Origin of the sequence: Chitinophaga sancti (genome assembly GCF_034087045.1) — a bacterium.
GTDB classification, from domain to species: domain Bacteria; phylum Bacteroidota; class Bacteroidia; order Chitinophagales; family Chitinophagaceae; genus Chitinophaga; species Chitinophaga sancti_B.
Window position 1 is genome coordinate 1,206,793 of record NZ_CP139247.1, and the last position, 19,825, is coordinate 1,226,617.

The window sequence follows — 19,825 nt, forward strand, 5'->3', positions numbered from 1 at the left end:
ACATTAACAATCTAACGACAACCAAAATGGGCAAACCAACAGGATTCCTGGAATTTACAAGAGAGCTGCCTGGAAAGAAAGCTCCTCGGGAAAGAGTCCAGAACTATAACGAATTCGTAGAAAGACTTTCAGATACCAAGCTGAATGAACAGTCTGCGCGCTGCATGAACTGTGGTGTTCCTTTCTGTCACAGCGGTTGCCCGCTGGGTAACGTAATTCCTGAATTCAACGATGCAGTCTATCACAAAGACTGGAAAGAAGCATATGAAATCTTAACCAGCACTAACAACTTCCCTGAGTTCACAGGACGTATCTGTCCTGCGCCTTGCGAAAGTGCATGTGTATTGGGTATCAATCAACCTCCTGTGGCAATCGAAGAAATCGAACGCCACATCATCGAAATCGCTTTCGATAAAGGACTGGTACAGGCTAAAACACCTCGTATACGTACCGGCAAGAAAGTAGCAGTAATTGGTTCCGGTCCTGCCGGCCTGGCTGCTGCCGCTCAGCTGAACTACGCTGGTCACCTGGTAACCGTGTTCGAAAGAGACGATGTTCCCGGAGGTCTGCTCCGCTACGGTATCCCTGACTTCAAACTGGAGAAATGGGTGATTGACCGCCGCGTGAAAATAATGGAAGAAGAAGGCATCACTTTCCAATGTAATGCCAACGTAGGTGTGAACGTAAGCGTGAACGACCTGCTCCGTGAATACAATGCGATCGTGCTGGCTGGTGGTTCCACCATCCCTCGTGACCTCAATATTCCTGGCCGTCAGCTGAAAGGTGTGCACTATGCTATGGACTTCCTGAAACAGCAGAACAAACGCGTAAGCAACCGCGCTGTAAGCGGTGAAGATATTATGGCTACCGGCAAGAACGTAGTAGTGATTGGTGGTGGTGATACCGGCTCTGACTGTGTAGGTACATCCAACCGTCATGGCGCTGTAAGCATCACCCAGCTGGAACTTATGCCTAAGCCACCCGGAGAACGTACTCCTTATATGCCATGGCCTACTTATCCAATGGTGCTGAAAACAACCTCTTCTCATGAAGAAGGCGCAAACCGCCACTGGGCTATCGGTACCAAAGAATTTGTAGGTGATGGTAACGGTAACCTGAAAGGTCTGAAACTGGTAGATCTACAATGGAGCCTGGGCGCTGATGGTCGTCCTGGTGGATTTACAGAAGTACCTGGTTCTGAAAGAGAAGTTCCTTGCGAACTGGCTTTCCTGGCAATGGGCTTCCTGCATCCACAGCATACCGGATTGCTGGACGATCTGGGTGTTGAAAAAGATGAAAGAGGCAATGTGAAAGCAGGGGAGAAGGCGTTCCAGACTTCTATACCTAAGGTGTTTGCTGCAGGCGATATGCGCCGTGGACAGTCACTGGTGGTATGGGCGATCAGCGAAGGCCGTGAGTGTGCACGTAAGGTAGATGAGTTCCTGATGGGAGTTTCCCACCTGGAAAGCAAAGATGCTTCTTTACCAGCACTGGCAGTGTAAACACATAATCTTGATGTGAATGTGCGTATCTTTTTTTTAACCTGCTGATTGATACAAACTCACATTAGTTTTAAAGAATCTCATAAGCAGGTTTAGATTTTGTTGTAACCTTCAGCCGGGCCGGGTCTTTACCCGGCCTTTTCTTTTTAAATAAATGAGACCAATTAATCAAAATGACGGTGCCTGTGGCACCGTCATTTTGATTAATTTTGTTTATCATGAAAAAGATTTTATTACTCCTACTGCTTGGAGCCAATTATAGCGCCTTCGGTCAGATAGGCCACACCATCTACGACACTCACAACTATAAAAAAGGCATTTATAAATCCTTCGAAGAGTTCCGCAACAACGAACCCTCCCAAACAGGTAATGTTGTAATAAAAGGGAAAACCGCCGCCGCCCAGGTTTACCTTATGTCAGCCCCTACGGAACTGGTTGCCATCGACAGCGCCGGCAAAGAACATAAAGTAAAAAAATACTGGGGGTACTGCGACGGCACTAACCTATACGTGAGAGACAACGGCCTTCAAAAAGTTGAAGAAGTTGGCTACTACTGCTTATACCAGGTGCGCGCCATTACCTCCGCTACTCCCAACACGGCCACCGGCGGCATGGTATTCAGCAATACCCCGCCCGCAGCTGTAAACAAAAAGGTCATCAACCTCGCCACCGGCAACTTCTATGACCTGACCCTATATAATATGAAGAAATTCATCCTTCCACACGATACTACTTTAACAAGGGAGTTTTACCAGGATCCTAAAAACAAGGAACGCCTGGTCTACTACATCCAGAAATTCAATCAGCGGAATATTCCCAATTGGTAATTCCACCTATAAATACTCATAAAAGCGCTTTTATCGTCGATAAAAGCGCTTTTTTAATTAAACCCCTTCTGTAGGTACAAATTTTGTTTAACACTCTATGTTTAAACAAGGGTCCGCCTAATGCGTTTTAACTCAGTATTTTCTATGTAATCCAATTAAATGACAGCACCCGCAACTAACGATGAAAAACATCACGGCCGCCCATGGTGGCGTTGGCTCTTATGGGGAATTGTGATCCTGCTCATCATACCGGTAATGGCTGTTCTTGTATTGCAGCTGGAATCTGTACAGGACCTCATCCGCCGGCAGGGAGAACAATATCTCCGGAAAAAATTGCATACAACTGTTCGTATCGGCTACCTCCGCGTACGCGGGTGGCAGTACCTGGAACTACGTAATGTATACGTAGCAGATACTTCCAAACAGGAATTGTTCTACTCCGGAAATCTGAAGGTCCGCTACAATCTGTTGGCATTTCTCAACAATGAGCTGCGAATTAATGGTCTTGAATGGGATTCCGTCACGGCCAATATATACCGTAACCCCGGAGACTCTTCCTTCAACTACCAGTTCATTGTAGACGCCTTCGTTACCAAAGATTCGATCCCCGACACTGTAAGCACCGGCACAGGAACCACGCTTCAGTTCCTCATCAAAGACGTTACCCTGAAACATGTATCGCTTCGCTATCTGGATGCCCCTGGAGGTATGGACGCTGTTGTCACCTTCCAGGAGCTGCATGTAGATCCTGATGATCTGCTTGTGAACCAGGGATTGTATGCTGTTCGTGGGTTGAAGATCGATGGACTCAAAGGTTACTTCAAACAGGACTACCGGCCCAAGGTACTGGCAGCAACAGCGCCGCCGCCTGCCAGGGATACCGCCAGCACTCCCTTCCACCTTATTCTCAAGAAATTAGAAATTGAAAATAGCTCCTTCCTCTACGCTGACCAGGGTAGTGGCCTGAGCACCGGCTGGAAAATAGGTAAGCTACAGCTCCTCAATTCCAGCATCGATATGGACTCCACACTCATACAGGTGAGTGAACTGTCCATCAGGAACGCAGGCGGTATGGTCACCATGAATATCGCAAAAGATACTTCCGCTCCCGCACCTGCTGACAGCACTGCTCCAAATACATGGAGAGTGCTGGCCACCAAAACGGATCTGGAACATATCAACCTGCGGTACGATAACAATACCGCTCCTGCTCCAAGAGGTGCCGGTAAAAAAGATCCTGACTACAACCACCTGTTCCTCAAAAACTTTGTGGCTCATGTAGGTAATATCAATTATAACACGGACACCATCAGTGCTGCATTGCACAAATTGTCCGTACAAGAAGATAAATCAGGTTTTGGAATTAAACAGGGTCACTTCGATGTATTATATACAGCAACTACCATTGCCCTGCGCAACCTGCTGCTGGAAACAAACCGGAGTATCCTCCGCAAACAGATTGTTCTGAATGCCCCTAACTGGTCTACTATCTCTGACAATCCCGATCTCTTACAGTTGCAGGCCAACCTGGACTCTACCCACATTACCCTGGGTGAGTTCCTCCCTTTTGTACCTGACAGCCGTAAGAACCCGTCCATGAAACCACTGTGGGATAAGGAAATCTTCCTGACTACTTCCTTCAAAGGCAGCCTGGGCAAACTGATCATCGAAACACTCAATCTTACTGACAACAAAGGCAACCATATCAATGCCAAAGGTGAAGTAGGCCATGTAACAGATGTAGATCAACTGTATGCCAACCTTCCTTCGCTCTACATCCTTTCCGGAAATAAGGCCCTCCGCTCATGGCTACCGCCAGGTACTATGCCGGATACCCCCCGGCTGCCGGAGCAAATGATCATTACCGGTAGCTTCCTTGGTGGTATGAAAGACATGCAGACAAAGCTGGACCTGAAAAGTAATGCTGCCAATGCCACTCTGACCGCTCATCTCATCAACATTACCGATAGCATCCATAGCAGTTATGACCTCAACATCGCCTCTTTTCGTGTGCAACCAGGTTATTTCCTTTATGATACCACTATCGGCTGGATCAGTGGCCGCATCATGGCTTCCGGCAAAGGATACACCTTCCCGGGTATGATTGCAAAAGCAGATGCCCACATCAACGAAGCGACTTATAACAGGTATACCTACCACGACGTAAGTATCAAAGCCAACATCGATAAGCAACAACTGCATGCTGAAGGTCAGAGTAACGATTCCAGCATCAACCTTACTTTCAATGCTGATGGTACCCTGAACGATACGACCCTACAGTCACTAAAAGCCAATGCCCAGATCCAACGTGCAGACCTGTATACCACGCACCTGTACAGTAATCCATTTGAGCTGAGAGGAAATATGGATGTGGATTTCAGCAGCCTGACACCCAACCGCCTGGACGGGAATGCACTCCTCACCAGCTGGCAGGTGGCCACCAATGGGCAGGTCTTCGTATTAGATACCATTTCTTTATCAGCCGAGTACAAGGACCAGCAGTACCTGACCCTCACTGGTCCATTTGGTTTTATCAACGCCAATGGTAATATCGATTATACCAAAATCGGCCCTGCGTTCGGACAAATCATCAACAAGCCATTGAGTCCTTATGACAGCGCTAAGCTGGTGCAATTGCCGGCTGGCCAACTGTTATTTTGGAATGCTTCTTTGACTTTTCCGCGCAGCTTACAGGCCATGGCACCGACCCTGCGCATGGAATATCCATTGCTCATCAGCGGCCATCTGAATTCTGACAGTAGCCTGCTGGTGCTCAATGCCGCCTTGCCTAAGCTGAGTTACGATTCTATCTTAATAGATAGCCTGGCCATCAATGCCAATATCTTAGATACCTCCCTCAAGGCAGAGGTATCCCTCGCAGATATTCATCATAAGGTAATGTCCCTGAATCACACTTCCCTGACGGCTGCTGCCACAGCTGGAAAAGTTGACTGGGACTTGCTGCTGGATGACATAAAACGCAATCCGAAATATAAAGTAGGCGGCTTCGTGGAATTCCTGCCGGACAATGCGCTGGCGCTTTCACTGAAACCAGATCTGCTGCTGAACCGTCAGCAATGGCAGGTAGATCAGAACAACCGTATCCACATTCATAATGGCGGCCCGGATACTGCCCACATCCAGTTATCTTACAATGACCAGTCCATCGCCATCCAGACAAAACCAGATAGCAGCAGTGCCAATGGCAAACTGCCCACACTTGAAACGAATATCAAAAACTTCAAGCTCTCTACTATCACCGCATTACTGGCTGCCGATACTTTGTTGGCCAACGGTGTCCTGAATGCACAGGCCACTATACGCAACCTGGATCAGTCACCGCTAATTAGTTCAAACCTCACTATTGATAGTCTGACCTTCCGCGCTTCTAACCTGGGTACGCTCACTGCAGAAGTAAATACGCCACAGGCTAACCAGTATAGCCTGGACATGAATCTCAAAGGCAATGACAACGACCTGCAGGTAAAAGGTACTTACGACTCTACCATCAATGCCACTGTAGACATCAACCAGCTGAATATGAAATCGCTGGAGTCATTCACTTTTGGCAATATGACCCGTATGCATGGTAGTGCCGACGGCCACTTCAAAATCACAGGTACTACCGACATGCCGAAAGCAACCGGGAATCTTCATTTCAATGATGCAGGTGGTACCATTACCTATGTAGGCGCCAATATCACCATGCCTGATGAGAACATCATACTGGATGAGAAAGGGGTACAGTTCAACAAATTCGTTATTGCAGATAGCCTGCAGAATGAGCTGGTGCTGGACGGTCGTATCAATACAAAAGACTACTCTAACTATAACTTCAACCTCAATATCAACGCAGACAACTTCATGATCCTGGGTAAACAGGTTGACCCGCAGCAAATGTATTACGGGCCTGCTTTCGTAGATACCCGTATCAAAGTAAGGGGCAACCTGGATCTGCCAAGAGTAGATGCTTATGTGAAGCTGCGCGATAAATCGAATGTAACCGTCACCCTGCCCTCCGAAGAACCAGGTGTAGCTAACAGGGAAGGGGTCATCATATTTGTAGATAAGGACAATCCACTGGATTCTTCGCTGGTGAAAATGGTAGACAGTACTAAACTGCAAAACCCAAGACTGAAAGGTATCAACTTCTCAGGCAATGCTGAGATCACACCTCAATCTACCATCCGTATTATCATTGACCCTGTGAATGGTGACTTTGTAGAAGCAAAAGGTACTGCCAGCATCAATGCGACCCTGGATGCCAGCAGCAAAATGAGTCTGACCGGCCGTTACGAGATCTCAGAAGGTAAGTACGAAATGTCGCTGAACCAGCTGATCAAACGTTCTTTCTCCATTGAAAAGGGAAGTGCCATTACCTTTAGCGGAGACGCTACCGATGCAGATCTGGATATCACTGCAAAGTATACTGTGAATGCAGAAGCTGCGGACCTGGTACAGGATCAGCTGACCAGCCTCTCCCAGACAGACAGGAACAAGTACAAGCAGAAATTACCATTCTATGTATACCTCCATATCAAAGGCAATCTGATGAAGCCAGACATCTCCTTCGAACTGGATATGCCGGAGGCAGAACAAAATGCATTTAGTGGTAGTGTGTATAATCGCATCAAACAGATTAACCAGATCCCATCTGAACTGAACAAACAGGTAATGGGTCTGCTGGTGCTGAATAGCTTTATACCTGAAGACCCGATGTCAGGCGAAGGTAGCAGCGACTATGGTGTGAGCAACATGGCCCGTCAGAGTGTGAGCAAGATTCTCTCTCAACAGCTGAATAACCTGGCTGGTAACCTGATCAAAGGTGTAGACCTCAACTTCGACCTGCAAACAGACGAAGACTATTCAACCGGTTCCGCACAGCAAACCACCAATCTGAAAGTAGGTGCTTCCAAGAGCCTGTTCAATGATCGCCTCTCTGTATCCATTGGTTCCAATGTGATGCTGGAAGGTGAATCGCAGGCAAACCCCAGCACGCTGGTGGGCGATGTATCAGTAGAATATAAACTGACCCGCGATGGCCGTTATCGTGTAAGGGTGTACCAGCGTCAGGACAATACCACTGTTATTGAAGGACAGGTAGTAGAAACCGGTGTAGCCTTCGCTTTGATCATGGACTATGATAATTTCCGCGAGATATTCCAGCGGGCGAAAAAAGATAAGCAATCTGAAAAACTCCGTTCCCAGAAGAAAACCAGTACTAAGAAATAAGATGGTTAAAAGCTATAGACATATAATTTCCCCGATACTGGCAGCATTGTTCGCCATGGGCTTTTATTCGTGTAGTTCAACTAAGTCAGTACCAGAAGGCGATCGCCTTTATACAGGAACCTCCGTCAAGTGGGTTGGCAAAAAGCCAAGGGATTATGGTACACTGAATGCCAGCCTGGAAAGCAGTGTAAGGCCGAAGCCGAACAAAAAATTCCTGGGTATGCCCATCCGGCTCTATCTCTATAACCTTGGTAAAAAACCAAAAGGGAAAGGCCTCAATTACCTGTTACGCAATAAATTGGGAGAAGCTCCTGTGTTGTTAAGTTCTGTAAAGGCAGATTACACTGCCAATGTATTGGAGCAATACCTTGTGGACAATGGTTTCTTTCAGGCGCTGGTCACATCTGAAATAAAAACTTCCGGTAGTAAAAAAGCATCCGGTGTCTATACCGCAACGCCTAATCATCGCTACCGTATTAAGAGTGTGACTTACCAAACAGACAGCAGTAATCTGGGTAAAGCCATTGCAGCTGCGTATAAACATACCTCTCTCAAGATCAACCGCCCTTACAGGCTGGATAGCATCAAGGCCGAAAGGTTGAGAATCAATAATATTCTTAAAAACCAGGGCTACTATTACTTCACCGTCGATCACCTGCTGGTGGAAGTTGATAGTACCAACAATGGAATGGTTGATCTCTATCTGAAAGTAAAAGACGAAACTCCACCACAGGCAAAGCGTCCGTACACGATGAAGACCATCACGCTGTACCCGAATTATACACTGGACCAGGATTCGCTCTCCCGTAAGGGTACGCCGGTGGTATATAACGGTATTCGTATTATAGATTCTACCAAAAAGTTCAAGCCGAGTGTATTTGACAGGATGGTGTTCCTGAAGCCGGATAGTTTGTACAGGCTGAATAATCATGACATTACCCTGCATCGTCTCACCGACCTGGGTACATTCAAATTTGTGAAAGGACAGTTCCGGCAGGCGAGGGGAGACAGTTCCAGGCTGAATGCCAGTTTCTTCCTCACCCCTTATCCAAGACGTAGCTTGTCTGCCGAGTTGAGAGGTACATCCAAATCCAACAACTTTGCCGGTTCCGAACTAAAGATCACGGCCAAAAACCGTAACTGGCTTCATTATGCAAATCTGTTGGAAATCTCACTATCCGGTGGTCTGGAATGGCAGGTAGGAGGCAAGGGTACCAATTCAACTGTGGTTGGTGGTAACTCATATAACCTGAAGGCAGAAGCAGCGATGACGATTCCCCGTTTCTATCAGCCTTTCTGGAATCTGAATGTAAATACCCCTTATGTACCCCGCACCCGCATCAGCGTGAGCTATGAACTGTATAGCCGTAGCCAGCTGTATAACCTGAATGCTTACAACTTCCAGTTCCAGTACATCTGGCGCAAGACGCAGTTCCTGGAGCACAAGTGGGCACCGGTATCTATCACCTATGTACTGCCTACCAAGACGACTGCAGGTTATGACAGTATATTGCTGAATGATCCCAGCCAGCGTTCAGCGATTGAGAAACAATTTATTCTTGGCGGTAACTACGATATTACCTACGATAACAAGGCTACTAATAAAGTGCATACCTTCTACATGAATGGTAACATCGATTACTCCGGTAACCTGGCTGGATTGATCATTCCCAGAAATGATACAGGCATGAAGACTATCTTCGGTAGTCCATTTGCACAATTCATTCGTTTGTCTGCCGATGTGCGTCACTACTGGAGACTTAACAGGTCTCTGATCTGGGTGAACAGAATCTTTGCCGGTTACGGCATGCCATATGGCAATTCTACCACCCTGCCTTTTGTGAAGCAATTTTTCATAGGTGGTAGCAGCAGTTTAAGAGGTTTCCGCGCCAGAACACTGGGTCCTGGTAGCTATCGTAATACCAACAGTAAATACCTGGCAAATGAAGCCGGTGATGTGAAGTTGGAATATAACTCTGAAATACGTGCGCATCTTACCGGCATTTTCAATGCCGCTGTATTCCTGGATGCTGGTAATATCTGGCTGAAGAAGGAAGTGCCGGAGAAACTGGGTAGTCAGTTCAGCACCAGTAGATTTGTTAGTCAGATTGCAGTAGATGCGGGTGCCGGTTTACGTGTAGATGCATCTATCCTGGTAGTACGCCTGGATCTGGCCTTTCCGCTGCGAAAACCATGGTTGCCGGAAGGGGAGCGATGGGTCATGAAAGATATCAAATTTGGAGATCCGGACTGGCGCAAAGAGAATCTGATCCTGAATATTGCGATCGGTTATCCTTTCTAATTGGTTTAACTTAGCGGCATGCCTATGATTACAAAGAAACACACAAGATGGATGCTCGTGCTGTGTAGCACGATGCTTATTTTATTCTCTTCCTGTAGCAGGAAAATTACCGAGAGCGGAAAAGCATCTTATTATGCTGACAAATTTGAAGGAAGGAAAACCGCCAGTGGCAGTATTTTCCATCAGAACAAAATGACCGCCGCACACCGTACCTTACCATTTGGTACAAAAGTTAAAGTGGTGAATATCGCCAACGGCCGCTCTGTAAAAGTGACCATCACCGACAGAGGCCCCTTTGCAGAAGGAAGAGTGATAGACCTATCAAAGAAAGCCGCAAAGAAGCTGGGAATGATTAGTACAGGATTGGCGCCAGTAGAAATAAAATATAAAAAGAAGAAATAAAAAATGTGGGCAGTAACAAAGAAGAATTCCTCCTGTACTGCCCACATTCATTTTACATGCCTGCTCAGGCGTGAACACCTTCTCCAATCTCTTCCACCATTTTCCTGCAAAAAGCAGGCAGATCATGTGGGTTACGACTGGTAACCAGCCCATTATCCACTACAACCTCCTCATCAACCCAGTTGGCACCAGCATTTACCAAATCCGTCTTTAAAGAAGGATAGGAGGTAACCCTTCTTCCTTTTAACTCACCTGTTTCAATCAACGTCCACGGACCATGGCAGATAGCAGCTATTGGCTTGCTATCATCAAAAAAGCCGCTTACAAAATTTACGGCCTCCTGATTCTCACGTAAATGATCAGGATTCATCACACCGCCTGGTAATACCAGGGCATCATAATCTTTCGCATTGGCATTGCTTACTGTCAGCGTAACGGGGTAGCTGTTACCCCAGTCTTTTTCAGCCCACGCTTTTACTTCCCCATCGTGGAGGGATACAACATCTACTTCTGCACCAGCATTTTTTAATGCCTCCATGGGTTTGGTAAATTCTACTTCTTCAAAACCATCTGCCACCAGGATGGCCACTTTCTTATTATTCAGCTTGTTTTCCATAATTCATGTTTTAAAAATGATGGTGTTTAAGTGCTGATAATGCAAGTACAAAAACCCTTCCTTTTAGCCCTCCGCTACCTGCGAGTGTTTAAACAGATGATTTCCCCATTTGAGTTGTCCACATTTTTACTCAAATGCAGGTATCCTTACTCATTTTCCTTACATTTTTGTAGTATTTATTCTATTTTTTTTGGAATTCTTATGCCAGTAGTGTTATTTGCAGGACAATCAGTGTGAACCATATACCTTCTGAGAATGACGAGAATACCATCACAACAAAATGGAAGTGAGTGTCATGGGATGTGTTTAAAACTGACTTATTTTTTACCATTCTTTATTTGTAATTCCCTTTTTTCTGGTACTGACGTTTTTGTTGTTCCGTAAGTTTTACGGAAGCGGAGGTATTATATTACCTGGTCTCCATATCCTATCTTAATAACCAATCTTTTGCTGCCGGTGGAACGTTCGCCGGCAGTACCTTTTGCAAATGAAAGGAACAGCCATATCTTTAGAAGCGCTTTGCCATATAGCAAAGCGCTTTTTTTGTTTACATTTATAATATGCGTAAGTCGAAGTCCATCATACCCATTCCCATTCCAGATGTACTGAACCCATTCAAGGTGAGGAAGCAACGGATTATGAACTATAACCCTGTGACAGGCCCTGCTTCACGCCCGCCGGGAAGATGTGAGAAAGTAACAATTTTTGATTACACCCCGGTTCATGTTACAGAGAGTTCAGGAGAGGATCATCGCATGATCTTTAAATATATTGATACCCCTGAGCCAACATGGATCAATGTTGATGGAATCAATAAGGAAACGGTGCATGAGATCTGTACAAAAACGGGCATTCACCTGCTGCTGGAAGAAGATATCATGAGTATCGGACAGCGGGCCAAGATGGATGAAATAGGGCAACACCTGTTTGCATTACTGCCAATGGCGTATTACAATGTAGAGTCTGCGACTATAGAATATGAACAGGTGAGCATTGTACTGGGGAAAAATTATGTCATTTCCTTCCAGGAAGAAGCGACAAGAGATGTATTCGATCATGTAAGAGAAAAACTACGGATAGAAAATTCGCGGATTCGCAGCGCAGGGGCAGATTATCTATGTTATAACCTACTCGATGTGATTGTGGATAGCTACTTCCTTATTCTTGATAAACTAGGAGACCGTATAGAACTGATGGAAGATCTGGTGCAGCACCAACCCAATACCCGCACACTGGCGCGGATTAATTACCTGCGCAGGGAGCTTTTGCTATTTAAAAGAGCGATCTCACCGGTACGGGACCTGATCAATGGGTTTATGAAATGCGAAAGTCCGCTGTTGGATGAGCGGACTATGAAATATTTTAAGGACGTATATGATCATATCATACAGGCCAACGATCTGGCAGAAAACTACCGTGAAGCACTCCTGAACGTACAGGAACAATACCATACCCAGATCAACCTGAAGATGAATGAGATCATGAAGGTACTGGCGGTGGTGACGACGCTGATGGCGCCATTAACTCTGGTAGCAGGTATCTACGGGATGAACTTTGAGTACATGCCGGAGCTGCATACCCACAACGGGTACTTTATCGTATTAGGGTCTATGATCTTCATGCTGGTGGGCATGATCATCTTCTTCAGAAAAAGAGGGTGGTTCTGATTATTTCTTTTTGAAGATCGGTACGGTGGAGCAAGGTTCTCCGTACATGATACTTTTTGCCACCGGGCGCAGCAAACGGGTAATTTCCACATAAGCGGCTTCGCCGGCGCCTTTATCTCCACAACCTTTCACAACCACGCGTTTGTCTTCGTAGGCGGTCATGTCTATTGCATTGAGGCGCTTCATAAACTGGGTTTTGAAGATTTCTTCTTTGGAACCAAAGGCAGCATAGTGTGCGATGGGTTCCAGGTAGGTCATGACGAGCATGTAGCCCCAAAATGGAACTACAGCATCTGCAGAACAGATGATGGCGACATTTTTATTGCGATATTGTTCCCAGTCTAATTCTTGAAGGGCGGCACGGAAATCTTTCTCTTTCAGGATCATCTCCATGAAAAGATATTGCTTCAGGTCAAAAACAACTGTTTCTTCCTGAGGATAGTAGTCTTCCAGATCTAATGTGAGGAGTCCACTTTGCGCTACTTTGTTTACTATCTCTTCCATAAATCAAATTTACTAAATAATCGCGTGTAAGAACGAATGAAAGCGAAGGAGGTCAGACGAAGGCTTCGCTTTCGTCTGACCTCCTTCGCTTTGCAAAAATTTCGCTCCCAGCAGGAGCTGGGAGCGAAATTTTTGTCCATTCAAACAACGCCCCATAAACAAGAAAGCCCTGGGCGTATGCCCAGGGCTTAATATTTATCAGTTATTATATTCCTTAAAAGAATTTAGCACGATTGTCTTCAATCTTATTCAGTTTCTTCAGCACTTCATACAGCTGACCACCCTGATCAAGCGTACCTTTCACAGTCTGCTCATACTGAGTCACCATAGTAAGCGGATCCATACCCTGTGTATTTGGTACAAAGCTATCAACCTTCACTACATACACACCAGCATTACCTTCAATTGGTGCAGTAACTTTACCCACACCCCATGCTTTATTGAAGATAGCACCTACTACTCTAGGTTCAAAGCCCATAGAAGCAACAAACGGAGTAGCAAAGTTAACATTGTCGGCTTTCAGCTGTGGCTGGTTTACAGTGGCAGCAGCAGCTTCCAGGGTAGCAGGAGATTTCAGCTTAGCAATCAGCTGCTCAGCTTTCTTATGTTTCTTCACCTGTCCTTCTACTTCTGGTCTTACTTCATCAAGTGTTTTAGTACCTGCTGCACGAATACCGGTCAGTACAGCTACTACATATTTACCGTCAAAAGTGAATACATTGCTCACGTCACCTTTCTTAGCTTCGTAAGCCCAATGAACTAATTCGCGTGCTGCACCGATACCTGGAATTACAAAATCCATAGGACGGAGATTATCAGCAATACGTTTGTTCAGACCTTTTTCCTGAACTGTCTTTTCGAAAGTTTTTACGTCATGGTTCTGAGCAGCAAATTCGTTGGCAGCAGCATAAGCTTTACTATCAGTTTCATTGCTTGCTTCTACTGGTTTACCCAGATATGCTACTTTCAGAGCAGGACCAAAATTCTTCTGACTCATAATCTGAATCAGGTGATAACCAAACTGGGTTTTCACCACTTTAGATTCACCAGTTTTACCATCCAGTGCGAAATCTTTGAATTCGGGAACGAAAGAAGAGGAAGGAGTTACATCGTACTCACCACCATTTTCTTTGCTCCCTGGATCATCAGAGTACTGAGCCACCAGTGCTTTGAAATCTGCACCACCTTTTACAGCAGCTTCGATACTATCTATACGGATCTTAGCCAGAGAATCAGACAGACCTGCACCGGTCTGAGGATTAGCAGTAGCAATTAATATATGACGCACCTTTACGCTATCAGGTAAAGTTTTGCGATCCATCATTTTTGCAAATACGATCATGCTACCGTCGTAGTAAGGTCCGAACGTGCTACCTACTGGCAGACTAGCAATGGTATCTTTCTGAGGAACCATCAGTGCGGATTTAGCAACATAACCATCAAAGTATGCGATATCGGAATTACGTTTTATGAAGTTTTCGATACCTGCAACACCGGTTGTATCCATTTCATCTTTTGCTTCGAGCAATACTTTCAGTGCATTAGCAGTATCCTGAGCGGAAGGCAGTGCATCGAAAGAGATGTAATCTACACGACGGCCTTCTTCAGATTTGAAGTTAGCTTTGTGGTTATTAATATATGTATTCAGTTCACCATCGGTTACAGCGATAGTAGAATCTGCGATAGATGCATATGGAACAGATACATAAGATACATTCGCAAACTGTGAATTATCTTTTATCTGAGCGTCAGCCAACCATTTAGGATAATATACACCTCCTTTAATAAGGGATACATATTTTTCCTGCATTCTTGACTTTACAATATAGTTTTCCATTTGTTTCAGCGCGTTTCTCATTCTGCCAGTCTGATCCTGACCAACAGAAGACAGTGCCTGCTGTAAAGCAGCGCGGTCGAACTGACCGGTTTTTCTGTCTGTGAACTGCTGTAATACAATTGGATTTGGTTCTTTACCATTGAACTGATCTACCAGTTCATTTTCAGTTACCTGAATACCCAGTTTATCATATTGAGCAGTCATGATTTGTTCGCTTACGAACTGATTCCAGGCCTGCTCACGTGCATACTGCTGGATCTGTTCAGTCACGGCGCCAGTTGGGCTTTGCTGACGAGCAGAAGCTTCCGCATCCTGGATCATTTGTTGGTACGTAGAGAAGTCTAATTCTTCTCCATTTACTTTACCCACCGTGGTAGAACGACGCATGATGGAATTTCTGCCGAAAAAGGCATCCTGCAGCAGGAAACTGACAATAGCCACGCAGATCACAACTACGATCACCACGGCATATTTATCCCTGATCTTCTGAATAACTGACATATATTATATAGTCTAAATTTTTTAAGGAAAGCAAAAATAGAATAAAATAACTGTAACTACAAAACAGTTTTTTTTAGCTCAAACCCAATACAGTAAAGGGTTTCATCGAAAATTACGGTATAGGTATTTTATCTTTCATTCACAGGTTATCCACATTAAGGTTAAAAAAGACAGTATTGTGTACACTCTAAATCACCTCTCAGAGGTCCGCTACTGACGTTTATTTCGGGCTTAAACCACTTAATATATTTAAGGGCTCAATATTCACATTTTAGATTGTCCAGATTCCTGATTCACATCAAAATGTGTACAAAAGTGAAAGTAAAACTAAAAATGGGAAATGCATAGAGAAATAATTTGGGGGCTCGTTTTATCCACATGACCTGTTAAAAAACCCACCTTTTTTGTTCAATAACCTCTGAAAAACCCAAGTTCGGTGACCGTAAAACTAAATTTGTTATTTCCTTAAATGTTGGTCTGAAGGAAAAATGGCCCGTTTTGTGAATTGTTATACCCGGTAGTTAACACTTTTTTAATACTGAGTCTCCAAACAAAATATTCACGCCATGAGAAATCCACCGATGTGGATATTAATACCAAAAATCAATACCATGGCCTAAATGGGCTGTTAATTTCCTGTGAATAGAACAGGCAAAAAGAATAACAACTACATTTGTACACGGTGGCAAAAATTACTTTCCCCATATTCACAGCCCTAGTAGTAGTGGGTTTTTCTTTTTTAAAAGAATAAATTATAAATATAGTTATGATAAGGGAGCTCGAAATCGCAAAAAAAGATTTGCAACGAAAAGGTTTTTTGGATTTGCCGGTCAATTCGCGTTTGGATCTTTTTGAAGAAATCGAAAGGTTGAAAAAAGAAAAAAATGCAATCGTCCTCGCGCACTATTATCAGGAACCAGATATCCAGGATGTAGCAGATTACATCGGGGACAGTCTCGGACTTAGTCAACAGGCTGCCAAAACCGATGCTGATATAATCGTTTTTGCCGGTGTGCATTTTATGGCCGAAACCGCAAAAATTCTGAGTCCGCAAAAAAAAGTGCTGCTACCTGACCTGAAAGCGGGTTGTTCACTAGCCGATAGTGCACCTCCGGAGTTATTCCGCAAGTTCAAGGAAAAACATCCTGACCACCTGGTTATTTCCTACATCAACTGTTCTGCGGGAATCAAAGCGCTCAGCGATATCATCTGCACCTCCTCTAATGCCGAAAAGATCATCGAGAGCGTCCCCACAGACCAGCCCATCATTTTTGCCCCCGACAGGAATTTAGGGGCTTATTTGGCCAAGAAAACGGGTAGAAACATGTTACTCTGGAATGGTGCTTGCATGGTTCACGAGATTTTTTCCCTGGAAAAGATCACCCGACTCAAAATCCGCCACCCAAAAGCCAAAGTTTTGGCGCATCCGGAGTGTGAAGCAGCTGTGCTCGAAATCGCTGACTATATAGGATCCACTACTGGTATCCTGAACTTTTCCAAAAAAGATGATGCCAAAGAATACATCGTGGTGACCGAAACGGGAATTCTTCACCAGATGCAAAAGGAAAATCCGGGTAAAACTTTTATTCCTGCACCACCCAACAATGCATGTGCTTGTAATGACTGTCCACACATGAAACTCAATACACTCGAAAAGCTTTACCTGTGTATGGAATACGAGGAACCAGAAATCACGATGAACGAACAACTCCGTATAGCGGCAAAAAAGCCCATTGAGCGGATGCTTGAGATTAGTGCACAGGCTGGTTTATAATTTAAAATATTGAAATACAAATAGTTACGAATTAATTATTTGAATCTAAGGCCCGGTTAGTCATTTAACCGGGCTTTTTTGTGCCCATGAGTGTCCTGTAGTTTTGCTGTACTATATATATTGGTGTGGATATCTATGGGATTAAATTGTGAAAGGCTTCCTAAATGAACAGCTTGAGAATTCAATAAAATTTCTGTGTCAAGGGGGTAGTAAGGTACATTTAATTCTCAGGGCTTTCATAAATTCAGATTATATACCCGCTTATCCACAGCTCATTCACAGAATGTGAAAATAGGGAATGAAAATAAAAATGAAGGCCCTGAGAATTGCATAAAATTGTTCTGCTCCACCCATTCTCCACACTACTTCATTCTCAAGCCTTTCAAATAGAATTTTACTTTCCTTATTCACAAAAATTCTACACATCCCCTATGTGCATAATGGAACCTATTATAAAGTAGCAGGTAATTAACATACTATGTGAACTACTACATAGTATAATGTGAAAGTGTTGTTGATTGAAGCTCCTGAGATTTTAATGAAATTTATTGATATGGGGTAGGATAGGAGTCATTTCATTCTCAGCCTCTTTAAAAAAGAAGCCCTTATAATTGCGATGAAATTTAACTACCTGGGATATGGTAAATGTCATTCAATTCTCAGGGCCTTCGTGTATAAAGGGCATTAGAATCGTGTGGAAATGTTAATAATTGGGATGAAATGGGTCCGTTTAATTCTCAGAGCCTTCGTAAAAGCAGATATTTCTAACTATTATCCACATGTAATTCACAAATGATGAAAAAATAAATGAAAATAGAAATGAAGGCCTTGAGAATCAAGTAAACAGCGATCACCTGGATATGATCTAAGCCTTTTGATTCTCAGGGCCTTCAAAAATGAAATTAAGTCCATTCACTTTTCCACAAATGTGCGTAAATGCGAATTCACAATTCACATTAGCCCTCCATTTACATTGAGCACTGCCCCATTTATATAAGAATTATGCACAACAGTTTTAATGAGGTTAGACACATCCTGTGGATTACCTATTCTGCCCACAGCAATGCCCTGGGCATAGCTTTCAAAGGCTGCGCTTTTTTCCTCACTGTTCAAAAAATTCCACCAATCAGTATCGATTACACCTGGTGAGACAGCATTGATTCGTAATGGTTTTAATTCTTTGGCAAGGATAGGCACCATAATTTCCAAGGCGCCATTAATTGCAGCCAAACCAGCTGTACCTGGTAGTTTTGCCGTGGATGATGCTGCAGTGGTGATAGTAATGCTACCATTCTTATCCAACCATGGGAGTGCGGTCTGAATGGTCTGTAAGTGTGGCCAGAACTTGCCATCAAAGCCGGCACGGAGATCAGTCAGATTCATGGTGGCAAATGGGCCACCACCTTTTGAACTACTTAAGGTGAGGATCAGGTGGTGAAAATGACCGGTTTGTGAAAAGAAGTTTTTCAGTGCATCTGCATTGGTACTGTCTAAAGAAATGGCTGTGATACCAGGGACTGTTGAACGGACGGCAGCTAACTTTTCTTCATTACGGCCGGTAACTATTACAGATGCACCTTTTTTGGCAAGCAGTTTTGCTGTGGCTAGTCCTATTCCGGAAGTACCACCGGCGATGATTATTTTTTCCATTGTACGTATTGTTTGTTTCAACCGTACAAAGTTGCAAATAGCTGGAGGGGAAAAATTGTTTGAATGATGCGTAGAATTGATCAGATTATGCTTCTGTATTGGAGCGGTGTTCCTCCGGTGGTTTTGCGGAAGAAGTGATTGAATGCAGCTGGCTCACTAAAGTCCAACTGATATGCAATTTCTGAAATAGAGAGTGAGGTATTTTGTAATAATACTTTTGCTTCCTGCACCAGCATTTCCTGAATGGCATCGGACGCCGTGCGGTTGGTAGTACTTTTTACAACCCTGTTCAGGTGATTGGGGGTGACATTGAGCATACGGGCATAGTCGCTTACCTGTCGGTATTGTAAGAAGTGCTGGCTCACCAGTTTATAAAAGTGCGTGACCATATGGGTCGTTGCTGGAATGTTGTTGACTGGCAACTGCCTCTCATAAGATCTTTTGGCTGTCAATAGTAACAGGTAGACATACATTTTGATAGCAGTCAATTTACCTGAATGATCAGCCTTCAGTTCTGCATCTATTTTTTCTATAAAATTTACTATTTCATTGATTTCCTGTTCGTTGCAATTTAGGAGCTGAGAACCAGCATAGTCATAGAAAGGAAATTCGGCACCCATTTGCACATGTGGGAGCAGGCCTTCAAGAAGGGAGGGATCGAATAAGATATAATAACCGAAAATGTCAGGGCAGGCGTTGGACTTACTATGTACTTGTCCTGGGATAGAAAATGTCAGGGTGGAAGGTCCTATATCGAAATGTTCTAAACCTAACTGCATATGAATATTACCCTGAAGGATAATACCAACTCTGTAAAATGTAGATTTTGCCGGGCCATAATCCGGTATCATACCTTCGGTGGAGTACAACTCAAATCCTGAGATCTGATGTTGTACTGATAAGTTGTTATACCCAAAGATGACATTGGAAGAAGTGCGATGACGTTCCTTATGAAATGTGTCAAGGTGATGGGTAGGCAAAGAATTGGATGAGGGCATGGATAAGATATTT

The 19,825-nt window shown here is 44.2% G+C and carries 12 protein-coding genes; 7 read left to right on the forward strand and 5 right to left on the reverse strand.

The features are described from left to right. Positions 1-26: 26 nt before the first annotated feature. The 5 genes from SIO70_RS05005 to SIO70_RS05025 all read left to right on the forward strand — a co-directional run bounded on the left by SIO70_RS05005 (position 27) and on the right by SIO70_RS05025 (position 10,265). Positions 27-1,502 (forward strand): glutamate synthase subunit beta, encoded by a 1,476-nt coding sequence (locus SIO70_RS05005; protein WP_320579871.1) that lies wholly within the window; start codon positions 27-29, stop codon positions 1,500-1,502. A gap of 218 nt (positions 1,503-1,720) precedes the next feature. Further along, positions 1,721-2,329, forward strand: a complete 609-nt coding sequence (locus SIO70_RS05010; protein WP_320579872.1) for a hypothetical protein — start codon at positions 1,721-1,723, stop codon at positions 2,327-2,329. A 159-nt stretch (positions 2,330-2,488) separates the two neighbouring features. Beyond that, positions 2,489-7,561: a translocation/assembly module TamB domain-containing protein gene (locus SIO70_RS05015; RefSeq protein WP_320579873.1), complete on the forward strand. Its 5,073-nt coding sequence runs from the start codon at positions 2,489-2,491 to the stop codon at positions 7,559-7,561. A gap of 1 nt (position 7,562) precedes the next feature. After that, complete coding sequence (locus tag SIO70_RS05020) at positions 7,563-9,863, forward strand: BamA/TamA family outer membrane protein (protein ID WP_320579874.1); 2,301 nt, start codon at positions 7,563-7,565, stop codon at positions 9,861-9,863. Between the two features lie 18 nt (positions 9,864-9,881). Beyond that, positions 9,882-10,265, forward strand: coding sequence for a septal ring lytic transglycosylase RlpA family protein (locus tag SIO70_RS05025; RefSeq protein WP_320579875.1), 384 nt, complete (start codon positions 9,882-9,884; stop codon positions 10,263-10,265). Positions 10,266-10,329: 64 nt separating this feature from the next. Here SIO70_RS05025 and SIO70_RS05030 read toward each other — a convergent pair whose 3' ends face one another. Beyond that, positions 10,330-10,881, reverse strand: coding sequence for a type 1 glutamine amidotransferase domain-containing protein (locus tag SIO70_RS05030; protein ID WP_320579876.1), 552 nt, complete (start codon positions 10,879-10,881; stop codon positions 10,330-10,332). A gap of 560 nt (positions 10,882-11,441) precedes the next feature. Here SIO70_RS05030 and corA point away from each other — a divergent pair. Next, positions 11,442-12,548: a magnesium/cobalt transporter CorA gene (gene corA / locus SIO70_RS05035; protein WP_320579877.1), complete on the forward strand. Its 1,107-nt coding sequence runs from the start codon at positions 11,442-11,444 to the stop codon at positions 12,546-12,548. Here the strand turns inward: corA and SIO70_RS05040 are convergent, their stop codons facing one another. Together SIO70_RS05040 and SIO70_RS05045 are read right to left on the reverse strand one after the other, a co-directional pair. Then, positions 12,549-13,052, reverse strand: a complete 504-nt coding sequence (locus SIO70_RS05040) for a DUF2480 family protein (protein ID WP_083721893.1) — start codon at positions 13,050-13,052, stop codon at positions 12,549-12,551. Positions 13,053-13,266: 214 nt separating this feature from the next. Then, positions 13,267-15,390 carry a peptidylprolyl isomerase gene (locus tag SIO70_RS05045; RefSeq protein WP_320579878.1) on the reverse strand — a complete coding sequence of 708 codons (2,124 nt, stop codon included), beginning with the start codon at positions 15,388-15,390 and terminating at the stop codon, positions 13,267-13,269. 766 nt (positions 15,391-16,156) lie between these two features. Here SIO70_RS05045 and nadA point away from each other — a divergent pair. Beyond that, complete coding sequence (gene nadA / locus SIO70_RS05050) at positions 16,157-17,164, forward strand: quinolinate synthase NadA (protein WP_320579879.1); 1,008 nt, start codon at positions 16,157-16,159, stop codon at positions 17,162-17,164. A gap of 951 nt (positions 17,165-18,115) precedes the next feature. Here the strand turns inward: nadA and SIO70_RS05055 are convergent. Both SIO70_RS05055 and SIO70_RS05060 read right to left on the reverse strand, forming a co-directional pair. Next, a complete protein-coding gene (locus tag SIO70_RS05055) occupies positions 18,116-18,814 on the reverse strand; it encodes an SDR family oxidoreductase (RefSeq protein ID WP_320579880.1) in 699 nt (232 codons plus the stop codon). 80 nt (positions 18,815-18,894) lie between these two features. Further along, the gene (locus tag SIO70_RS05060) at positions 18,895-19,812 is read right to left on the reverse strand and encodes a helix-turn-helix domain-containing protein (protein WP_320579881.1); all 918 of its coding nucleotides are present in this window, start codon (positions 19,810-19,812) and stop codon (positions 18,895-18,897) included. Between the last annotated feature and the right edge of the window lie 13 nt (positions 19,813-19,825).

What these genes read in the sequence shown, in the direction of transcription:
- SIO70_RS05005 (WP_320579871.1), top strand. Translation starts at nt 27, where the DNA reads ATGGGCAAACCAACAGGATTCCTGGAATTTACAAGAGAGCTGCCTGGA.
- SIO70_RS05010 (WP_320579872.1), top strand. Translation starts at nt 1,721, where the DNA reads ATGAAAAAGATTTTATTACTCCTACTGCTTGGAGCCAATTATAGCGCC.
- SIO70_RS05015 (WP_320579873.1), top strand. Translation starts at nt 2,489, where the DNA reads ATGACAGCACCCGCAACTAACGATGAAAAACATCACGGCCGCCCATGG.
- SIO70_RS05020 (WP_320579874.1), top strand. Translation starts at nt 7,563, where the DNA reads ATGGTTAAAAGCTATAGACATATAATTTCCCCGATACTGGCAGCATTG.
- SIO70_RS05025 (WP_320579875.1), top strand. Translation starts at nt 9,882, where the DNA reads ATGCCTATGATTACAAAGAAACACACAAGATGGATGCTCGTGCTGTGT.
- SIO70_RS05030 (WP_320579876.1), bottom strand. Translation starts at nt 10,881, where the DNA reads ATGGAAAACAAGCTGAATAATAAGAAAGTGGCCATCCTGGTGGCAGAT.
- corA (WP_320579877.1), top strand. Translation starts at nt 11,442, where the DNA reads ATGCGTAAGTCGAAGTCCATCATACCCATTCCCATTCCAGATGTACTG.
- SIO70_RS05040 (WP_083721893.1), bottom strand. Translation starts at nt 13,052, where the DNA reads ATGGAAGAGATAGTAAACAAAGTAGCGCAAAGTGGACTCCTCACATTA.
- SIO70_RS05045 (WP_320579878.1), bottom strand. Translation starts at nt 15,390, where the DNA reads ATGTCAGTTATTCAGAAGATCAGGGATAAATATGCCGTGGTGATCGTA.
- nadA (WP_320579879.1), top strand. Translation starts at nt 16,157, where the DNA reads ATGATAAGGGAGCTCGAAATCGCAAAAAAAGATTTGCAACGAAAAGGT.
- SIO70_RS05055 (WP_320579880.1), bottom strand. Translation starts at nt 18,814, where the DNA reads ATGGAAAAAATAATCATCGCCGGTGGTACTTCCGGAATAGGACTAGCC.
- SIO70_RS05060 (WP_320579881.1), bottom strand. Translation starts at nt 19,812, where the DNA reads ATGCCCTCATCCAATTCTTTGCCTACCCATCACCTTGACACATTTCAT.